Genomic DNA, 8,722 nt, shown 5'->3' with positions numbered 1-8,722 from the left:
CTGCTCATCTCTGCTCCTGTCTGGCGGCCACCATGGCCCCCTTCAGGCAGAAAATCCACTTAGACCGCTGTCCGAATTTGCCGAGCCATCTCTCTCATCCTCTTGTAAGTGGGAGCCGTCCACATATGGTTGCCGCCCGTGATGCAAGAAGTTTCTGATCCTAAGAGCGAGTGATCGAGTGCGGTCTTCTGTCAGGCCTTTTGTTTGTTGCGGCGTTTCAGAAGCCGCTGGCCGGTATGGTGATCTGCGGTTCGAGTCCAAATCTCGTTTTCGAGCTGGGATGCTCACGCCTCGTAACTGGTTTTCTCGAACCAGATCTGTTCGCTCATTTCGCCCATTCGGGTCGTCGCCTTCTCACACTCCCATCATCCGACGTTAGGTAAGCCCGTTGGTATGCTGATCATGCAACTGCTACCTGCGCCGGAATCCTGTAGTCATTTCCATTTTTTATCAACGCCCAAATCGTTCTGGCCATCTTGTTAGCGAGGGCAATTGCCACAAGCATTCTCGGCTTCCTAACAAGCATATCTGCGAGCCAGGAATTTTCTGGAATCGATTTACGACCCATCCAATTCAGACGGGACATCGCAACTATAATAAGCAATCTGCGAATATCTGCCTGACCTGCTTTCGAAATACGTCCAAGGCGCTCCTTGCCGCCTGAGGAGAATTGCCGCGGGACAAGACCGAGCCAGGCCGCGAAGTCCCGCCCGCATCGGAAGTTCTCCATTGATGGAGCGAAGGCCTCGACCGCCAAGGCTGTTAAAGGACGGACTCCCGGAATCGTCTGTAGCCGCCTGGCCGCATCAGTGTCAGCCGCTAACGCTTTGATCTTTTTGGTCCGTATATTGATACGTTCAGTTTTCTCGGCGATTTGTGCCAGCAGATCTCGGCATTCCTCCCGCACCAAAACGGGCAAATCGCTGTTAATCTCATCAAGAATGTCCGCAATACGAGAGAGCTGATTTATGCCTTGCGGGACAACATGGCCATATTCATACAGCGCCGCCCTTACAGCATTGACCAATTCTGTTCGCTGGTGAACGAGCCGTTCCCTTCCGCGAAACAAAATCGCGCTGCTTTGCTGTTCTTCTGACTTCAGGTCCACAAACCGCATCTCTGGTCTTTGAGCCGCAATAACGATGGCTTCAGCGTCAGCGGCATCATTTTTTTGGCGCTTCACGAACGGTTTAACGTAGTGAGGTGCGATCAGCTTGACCTCATGGCCAAGTCGGATCATTTCCCGAGCCCAGTAATGCGCACTCCCACATGCTTCCATCACTATCACCGCCGGCGGTTGCGCGGCCATAAATGCGGTGAAGGCTGAACGCGGCATCTTTTTTCGAAATTTGGGCTGGCCCGTCATTGACGCCGCGTGGAGCTGAAATACGAACTTTGCCAAGTCCACCCCGATCATTGTATCCTTTGACACGGTTGCCGTCCTTTCCGCTCAGTGGTCCTAATTCCACTATTCTGGCACATCTCGATGCCGTCTGGGGAGGGCGGCAACCACCCCATCTCGTTTGACTGCTCTTCTTCCACTCGCAAGGCCTCCATTTGCCCCGCGAAATCTACGCAGCCCCAATCCCGCGCAAGGCCGGGGTCCGTCGGCGCTTACGTTCAAAGCACGCGTCCTGCAAAACGGTGGGCGACTGAAAAGCCGACAATCGTCGCGCTGGCTCGGAAGCTCCTTGTGGCACTGTGGAAATACGTCAGCGCTGGCGTCGTGATCGAAGGGGAGATCGTAACACCAGTATAATCCTCCTCACCTTTAGCAAATCCGACAGGGCCTGCAGACCCTGCTGGATACCAGGTAGACGAACCGCGTAATTGCAGGGCATGTTCTATGCCGACCCGTGAGAATGGTTCCGTCTTCCTGGGTCCCCTCCGCAGCAAGCGGGATGTTGGTTCAGTCGCCACGTGCACTGACCGAATATAAGTTGGAGCGGGCGCGGACACCGCGCCTAATCATGAGCAGAACCCAGACCAGGCTATCCAGATAATCATACGGAGAACAGTTTATGCCGCATTGAACACCTTGACACGACCACCCCTCATAGAAGTAATTAGTCTAAGGCTGTTGCGGTCGGCTACTGGCGCATCTGCAAAGCGTGATGCACTTCGCAGGCCTCAGCCACCGTATCGAAAAACACGAGCGCTCCGCTGTAGAGGACTGCTCCGCGCGTGCAATATTGCTCCAGCATGTAGGGGTCATGCGAAGTCATGATGAGCGTGCCGTTGTCCCGGCGCTTCATCAACTCTTCCTCACTGCGGCGGCGGAAGCGAACATCGCCTGCTGCCGCAACTTCGTCCACCAGATAGCAGTCGAAATTAATGGCCAGGGAGACACCGAAGGCGAGCCGGGACACCATGCCTGAGGAATAGGTACTGACTGCCTGATTCATATAGACGCCCAGCTGCGCAAAATCGTTGACGTAATCGAGTACTGCCTGCTCGTCCTGCTGATAGATTCGAGCAATGAAGCGAGCATTGTCCGCGCCAGTCATACCGGGCTGAAAGGCGCTGGTAAAACCGATCGGCCAGGATGTGCGCATGGTGCGTTTGATACGTCCACCAGTGGGATGCTCTACCCCGGCAATCAGGCGTAACAGGGTGGACTTGCCGGCGCCATTGGCTCCACAGATCGCCAAGCTGTCGCCTGGTTCAATCCGGAAGGACAGATCGCTAAACACTCGGCGCTTCAGGCCGCGGGTGTGATATGTTTTGGATACACCGTGAAATTCGATCATATTTGTCACGCGCGGGTTGATGAGATTTTCCGCTATAAGGCTCGGATAAATCCGCTCAACAGATATTTACCAAGCGCTGCGGCATGGCTAAGGAGCCTGTCATGGTCTTTCGCCACTTTACACGGCCCGTCTCCGCCCCGCTGACCGTCAAGGAACCCGTGCGCGATGAGAACGGCGTGCTTTCCGTTCACCACATCGCGCGCGAGACGCGCGGTCCGACCGAAGCCGCCATACGCGCCATGGCCCAGAACGCTTATATGGGCCAAGGTCTGTCATTGTGCAGGGTACTTGGACGTTACAAGTTTTTTGTTGATACACATGATTTCGGGCTGGCGCCGCATCTCATGCTGGACGGTTTCTGGGAAATGTGGGTGACCGAAGCAATCGTCTCCATGGTGCGTCCAGGCATGGTCGTTGCAGATATCGGTGCCAATCTCGGTTATTTCTCGATGTTGATGGCTGATCTCGTCGGACCGCAGGGTAGAGTACATGCTTTCGAGCCCAATCCCCGTCTAAGGGATCTTTTAGGGCGCAATGTTTCGATAAATGGCTTTTGGCCAACAGTGGACCTGCATCCCACCGCTCTTGGCGACGAAGCGGAATGCGAAGTGGCTTTGGTTATTCCGGTGGGAGAGCCCAAGAACGCTTACACGCTGGCTGATGGCCAGATCGCACCGCCCGATGCTTTGCGTGGGGAAGAGGTGCGTGTCGCCTGCACAAGGCTGGATCACAGAGCAGAATGGCGCGAGATCGAATTTGCCAAAATCGATGTCGAGGGGGCTGAGGAGTTCGTCTGGGCAGGGATGCAGGGCCTGCTTAATGGCGGGCGGCTGAAAAGTGTCCTGCTTGAGTTCTGCCCGAAGCGATACAGCGATCCTGCAGGCTTTCTGACCAAGCTGTTGGCTCCAGGCTTCACTTTGGCACGGGTCGATCCTTGGGCGGGAATTCTGGATATGACCCAGGCAGAAGTTCTCGCCAGCAATCCGGAAGAGGATATCATGCTGATGTTACGGCGATAATGCGCGAAGTCGAAGCTTTCAGCTATTGGCCCGATCATGCTAGCGCTATTCAGGGTTTCGGCGGTCGCAGGCGCTCGCCTGATCCCCGCTATTGCTTTCACACCATGTACAACGATGTACGCCCTGGGCCGGCGCGCTATGTCCTGCAGCTTAATGGTGTCAAGGCCTCGCATGGCGAGCTTTCGTTGCGAGTCCATGCTTTCCGCCCTCCCGACGACGTGCAGATCAGTCTGGTTGCCGGCTCGCGATTGGCACTTGAAGGCCGCGAAGGGGACTTGAGCGTAGAGGTCCGCTTTGTCGCTCTACGCGGTGTGGTCTATGCCTTCTACGGCTATTTCTCTGAAGATACCGATATTGAGGCAGCCCATGTTCACGTGCAGTTACATGAATATGAGGGGGATGACTTAGACCACGTCATTGATCCGCCCCGTTCGGCATTGGCACATGATCCCCAGCGCGCCGACGCGCGGCCAGCCAATGCTCTGATCCATGCCGGTGGGGCCAGCATTCATGAGCCTGTTTCCCAGGATTGCACTTTGACTCAACTGGCAGCGCTCGGTTGGCGTGAAATGGTCGAGGAGCGTTCTCCTGCCGCTGTGATGAGATTCTGGCGCGAACAAGTCAGTCTGGCAGCATTACCAGCTTATGGCGTGAATCTGAGCGGCCTTGATGGAGTTTTGGCCGGACCTGTGAGCGCCGACATGAAAACGGAACTGGGCAAACAACCCTTCATCATCCGCCAGGTTGAAGACCCGGCAGACTTCGCCCGCGCTGTCTCGTTCGACGATTTCGTAGATTTTCTTCTTTGGCCAGAAGGACCGAAGACAAATGCGGATGTTCAGCAGCGGCAAGCATGGGTCGAAGGGGCATTGAACCGCCTCAAAATCGGTGGAGTTGCAATTATCGGCCTCTCTTATCGTTTTCACAATGCCTTGGTGAGCAGTTCGGCGGCAACCGATCATCGCGAATTATCGCGCAACGAAATCGGGCAATGGGCAATGCGCCTGATTGGAAAAGGCTTTTCCGTTGCCCCCTTGTATTTCGCAGCGGAGGATGATCTGGTTTGTGACGACGATGACTTTGCCAGCTTCGCTCTGATCGTACAAAGGCAATGATACTATGAGCAGGCCTATGCCACGATCCTGGCCGGAAATTCTGATTACCGGCCTTTCCACTCAGGCGGCTGTAATTCGGGCGCTGGCGCTGCGTGAACTTCAACAGCGATTCGGGCGTGACAACATTGGCTATCTATGGGTCATCGGAGAGCCGATGATGCTGGCAACGGTCATCACTTTGCTCCATTCTGTGGTAGCAGGACACAATGATGGCGGCATGAGTCCTTATACGTTCATGCTGACCGGCTACAGCATCTACATCATTTTCCGAAATACTTTCAATCGTGCAGAATCCGCACTGCATGCCTCCGAACCTCTATTGTATCATGGCATGATTAGTACTTTCGACATCATGCTCGCAAAATCGCTTGTGGAGACCATCGGTTGTATTTCCGCATTGGTTTTCCTACAAGGAGCGGGCATTATGCTTGGGCTTTCCGAACTCCCCGCCAGACCTATGTACTTGTTCGGAGCTATCATGTTGTTTGCCTGGTGGTCTTTTGCAATGACTCTTATCATTGCGGCCTATTCATATCGTAGCCCATTTCTGGGCCGAATGGTCCACCCGACGTCTTATTTCGCCTTGCCGCTCAGCGGTGCTTTCATGACAATGTCAGTGCTACCTGCCTGGACGCGGCCTTACATGACTTGGAATCCGATGATGAGCGTGTTCGAGATGGCGCGCTACGGCCAGTTTCAACAAGCAACGTCAGCCTATTTTTTTCCGTGGTATGTGGTCACCATGGCAACAATCTCAACTTATTGGGGATTGCTGGAAATTCGCCGCGTTCGGGCGCATATCCATGTCCCATAATGCCTAGCTTGTTTTTTCGCGTATTATTACCTCAAAATGAAAGACTGTTCGTGCACGGTATAATATTTCCCAATCCCAAAAACGGCAGCCGGCGCGATCCAAGGGGATACTGGGCGCAGTTGTGGGGCATCATGCAGGCTAATCGCATGTTTTTTGGGATAGTGGTCCTACCGACGCTGATTGTGGCGCTTTATTATGGGTTGGTTGCGTCCGATCAGTACGAAAGCAGCGCCGACTTTATTGTGCGCCGATCGGAAACCACTTCGGGCGGAGCGGATGTAGGCCAACTGCTAGGTTTTAATTTTGGTGCCAGTCAGACCAGTTCCGACGCCTATATGGTACAGGAATATCTTCTATCGCATGATGCTGTGGCCAGATTGCAGACCGAGGACAATTTGACTGCAGTGTTCAGGCGGGACGGAACCGACTGGATTAGCCGGTTGTGGTGGGCCCATCCAGCCCCGGAGCGGCTGCTAGAATATTATCGCAAGCAAGTGAATATTGAGCAGGATTCAACTACAGGAATTGTCCATCTCACAGTTCATACGTTTCGTCCGGACGATTCCTATCGTTTAGGTAGCCAACTGCTGAAGATGGGCGAAGAACAAATCAACGCAATAAATGATCGCACATACAAGGATAATGTTGCCAGTTCAGAGCGGGAATTAGCAACTGCCAGCAAGCAATTAGCCGATGTTCAAGCCCGGCTGACGAACTATCGTCGTGGGCAAAGCGATGTCGATCCGGAAACAACGGGTAGAACGCAGCTGTCGATGGTGACCACACTAACCGCCAGCTTGGTGCAGGCCCGTGCGCATCTGCAGGCGATGAGCGGCGCAATCAGCCATAGCAGTCCTCAGTATCAGGCAGTAGCCCGGCAGGTGGCAGCTCTTGAGGCGCAAGTTGCTGGACAAAATGCCAAAATTTCTGGCCCCGATCATTCCGTTGCTACCCGGTTAAGCGATTATGAAGAACTGGTAATTCAACGAGAACAGATCGCCAAGGTCTACGCCGCCACAGCGGTGAGGCTGGAGCAGGCTAAGGCGGAGGCAAAACGCAAGCAACTATATCTCATCCGGGTAGTCCAACCGAATATGCCGGTAAAGTCGCAATTTCCTAAAAGGATAGCCACAGTGTTTACTGTGTTTGCAGCTCTGTTTTTTGCTTACGCGATCGGCTGGTTGCTGTGGGCAGGTGTGAAAGAGCATAGCTTATAAGGTGACCTCTTTGAATTGCAGCCGGTTGATGGACACCAAAATAAGGTTTTTATCAACCAGAGAGCCTCGATGCTGCTGGCACTACTTTGGTAGAAATATGATTTGGATTGCGGAGAAAGAACATCCACAATGTGGGCATAGTATTGGTTGAGATCGATGTAGGCGATCAAGGATGGCTTGCCGTACTGCTGGCAGACTGGGTTGAGGGGGCGGTCCAGAGACTCTTTTTTTCCGCCCCGCTTGGGCGAGGCGGCGATGTTGCAGGAATGCGTAAGCTATCATCGTCATCAAGGCGTGTCGATGAAGACCAGTCCAGGATCGTCCCTCGAAGTGGTCCAGACCCAGCTCTTCTTTGAGTTGCTGGTGGGCCTGCTCACAGATCCACCGGGCCTTGATGGCCCCGGCGACCTCCTATCGCCGGGTAGGTTCGAGAGATAGTATTTGCGCTCCCCGTTCGAACGATGTCAACGGCACTGTAAATTTCCTCGGAAGAGGCAAAGTAAAATTCCTCACGTTGCGGTATAAGGTGTCAGTTGCTGGTCTGTGTTGTGCCTCCCTGCTTTGAGGGGCGCCCACGGCGCCGGGGTTCAAACGGCGCTGGTGTGCTGATCTGCGCATTTGACCTGATGTGTTCAGGCAGAAGGTCTGCGTGGCACCTGAGCCGATAACTCGAACCGTCGATCTGGATGACGATGGCATGATGCAGCAAGCGATCAAGCAAGGCCGTCGCAACGACGGGGCTACCGAAGATTTCTCCCCATTCAGCGAAGCCGCGGTTCGAGGTGAGGATCATTGCCCCCTTTTCGTAGCGCGCGTTGACGAGTTGGAAGAATAGATTGCCCCCTCCAGGGATGACCGGAAGATAGCCGATTTCATCGACGATCAGGAGGGAAGGCCTACAGTAAAAGCGGAGCCTTTCGCGCAAAGTTCCTTCCCGCTCGGCTTTGGCCAGTGCGCTGATCAGGTCGGCAAGGGTGATGAACGAAACGCTTTTGCCCGCCTTTACCGCCTCCAGGCCAAGTGCGCTGGCCAAGTGGCTTTTACCTGTACCGGGCGGCCCGAGCAGGTGGACGACTTCGCTGCGTGCGACAAAGTTCAATTCGGCAAGGGCCATGATGCGAGCCTTGTCGAGTGAGGGCTGGAAGGAGAAGTCGTATCCAGCCAGGGTTTTAACGGTGTTGACCCGGCCCATCCGCAGTGCGGTTCGAATGCGGCGTTCCTCCCGGAAGGTCAGTTCCTCAAGCAGAAGTTGCTCTACGGCCTCAAGGGCAGTGATTTCGCCCCGGTCCAGACGAGAGACGCATTCATCGACCACTTCAATGGCACGAGGCATCTTGAGGCCAACCATACTGCATTTGATGCGGTCGAGCAGCGACGCGGTGGGATCTGGCAGGAGCGAGTTCATGCGCTTGCTCCCGCTGTTGCCAACTGCTGCCCGATAGCAGCGTAGATCTCGAGGGAACGGCGTGCCACCTGCTGGCCAGTAAAGCCGTGCGGCAGCGGCAGATCCTCCTTTGGCCGAGATTGACGCCTGTGCTCATCGAGCAGCGAACGTTGTCGGCGTCCTTCCAGCAGTGGATGACGGGCGATCAAGCGATCATCTTCGAAGATTTGGATTTCGTCGGCCAGGTTATGGACCTCGACAACACGTCGCCGGGTTGCATCAGGGACGGAATAATAATTGCCGCCAACGCTGACCATGCCGTCGTGGCTGATCCGGCGCTCAAGCTTGAGGACCGCGCCGAATGGGATAAGTGGCAAGAGCTGCAAGGTCAGCTTTTCTTCCGCGAAGGCCTCGTTAACGACA

General features: G+C 54.7%; 8 protein-coding genes and 2 pseudogenes. 5 read left to right on the top strand and 5 right to left on the bottom strand.

The window, feature by feature from the left end; all coding sequences use genetic code 11:
• Positions 1–400: 400 nt before the first annotated feature.
• Entirely contained in the window at positions 401–1,432 is a 1,032-nt protein-coding gene (locus GGR38_RS23670) for an IS110 family RNA-guided transposase (protein ID WP_183629449.1), read from the bottom strand.
• 187 nt (positions 1,433–1,619) lie between these two features.
• On the opposite strand from GGR38_RS23670, the pseudogene GGR38_RS24700 reads away from it, so the two are divergent.
• Positions 1,620–1,759: pseudogene (locus tag GGR38_RS24700) on the top strand (IS110 family transposase); the annotation flags it as partial.
• 331 nt (positions 1,760–2,090) lie between these two features.
• Here the strand turns inward: GGR38_RS24700 and GGR38_RS23665 are convergent.
• Positions 2,091–2,750, bottom strand: coding sequence for an ABC transporter ATP-binding protein (locus GGR38_RS23665; RefSeq protein WP_183629447.1), 660 nt, complete (start codon positions 2,748–2,750; stop codon positions 2,091–2,093).
• 101 nt (positions 2,751–2,851) lie between these two features.
• Here GGR38_RS23665 and GGR38_RS23660 point away from each other — a divergent pair, with 101 nt between their 5' ends.
• From GGR38_RS23660 to GGR38_RS23645, 4 genes are read left to right on the top strand one after another with little or no spacing between them, the layout of a single operon-like run.
• A complete protein-coding gene (locus GGR38_RS23660) occupies positions 2,852–3,769 on the top strand; it encodes an FkbM family methyltransferase (RefSeq protein WP_183629445.1) in 918 nt (305 codons plus the stop codon).
• Positions 3,769–4,884 carry a hypothetical protein gene (locus GGR38_RS24040; RefSeq protein WP_221227240.1) on the top strand — a complete coding sequence of 372 codons (1,116 nt, stop codon included), beginning with the start codon at positions 3,769–3,771 and terminating at the stop codon, positions 4,882–4,884. The genes GGR38_RS23660 and GGR38_RS24040 overlap by 1 nt, the downstream gene beginning before the upstream one ends.
• A 4-nt stretch (positions 4,885–4,888) precedes the next feature.
• A complete protein-coding gene (locus GGR38_RS23650; protein ID WP_183629443.1) occupies positions 4,889–5,698 on the top strand; it encodes an ABC transporter permease in 810 nt (269 codons plus the stop codon).
• 8 nt (positions 5,699–5,706) lie between these two features.
• Complete coding sequence (locus tag GGR38_RS23645; RefSeq protein ID WP_246405254.1) at positions 5,707–6,915, top strand: KpsE/RkpR family capsule polysaccharide export protein; 1,209 nt, start codon at positions 5,707–5,709, stop codon at positions 6,913–6,915.
• An 81-nt stretch (positions 6,916–6,996) separates the two neighbouring features.
• Here the strand turns inward: GGR38_RS23645 and GGR38_RS24360 are convergent.
• The 3 genes and pseudogenes from GGR38_RS24360 to GGR38_RS23630 form a co-directional block, all read right to left on the bottom strand.
• A pseudogene (locus tag GGR38_RS24360) lies at positions 6,997–7,379 on the bottom strand (hypothetical protein); the annotation flags it as partial.
• Between the two features lie 65 nt (positions 7,380–7,444).
• Positions 7,445–8,320 carry an IS21-like element helper ATPase IstB gene (gene istB, locus GGR38_RS23635; protein ID WP_183629441.1) on the bottom strand — a complete coding sequence of 292 codons (876 nt, stop codon included), beginning with the start codon at positions 8,318–8,320 and terminating at the stop codon, positions 7,445–7,447.
• Positions 8,317–8,722 (bottom strand): Mu transposase domain-containing protein (locus GGR38_RS23630; RefSeq protein WP_425497086.1); only part of this gene is annotated, 406 nt, incomplete at its 5' end. The genes GGR38_RS23630 and istB, both read right to left, overlap by 4 nt.

The sequence above is a fragment of the Novosphingobium sediminicola genome (assembly GCF_014196525.1).
In the GTDB taxonomy this organism is placed as follows: domain Bacteria; phylum Pseudomonadota; class Alphaproteobacteria; order Sphingomonadales; family Sphingomonadaceae; genus Novosphingobium; species Novosphingobium sediminicola.
This window is presented reverse-complemented; position numbering and strand designations above follow the sequence as displayed.

Bases quoted from the DNA above. Each gene is read 5' to 3' on its own strand.
- GGR38_RS23650 (WP_183629443.1), top strand. From the start codon at position 4,889: ATGAGCAGGCCTATGCCACGATCCTGGCCGGAAATTCTGATTACCGGC.
- istB (WP_183629441.1), bottom strand. From the start codon at position 8,320: ATGAACTCGCTCCTGCCAGATCCCACCGCGTCGCTGCTCGACCGCATC.
- GGR38_RS24040 (WP_221227240.1), top strand. From the start codon at position 3,769: ATGCGCGAAGTCGAAGCTTTCAGCTATTGGCCCGATCATGCTAGCGCT.
- GGR38_RS23660 (WP_183629445.1), top strand. From the start codon at position 2,852: ATGGTCTTTCGCCACTTTACACGGCCCGTCTCCGCCCCGCTGACCGTC.
- GGR38_RS23665 (WP_183629447.1), bottom strand. From the start codon at position 2,750: ATGATCGAATTTCACGGTGTATCCAAAACATATCACACCCGCGGCCTG.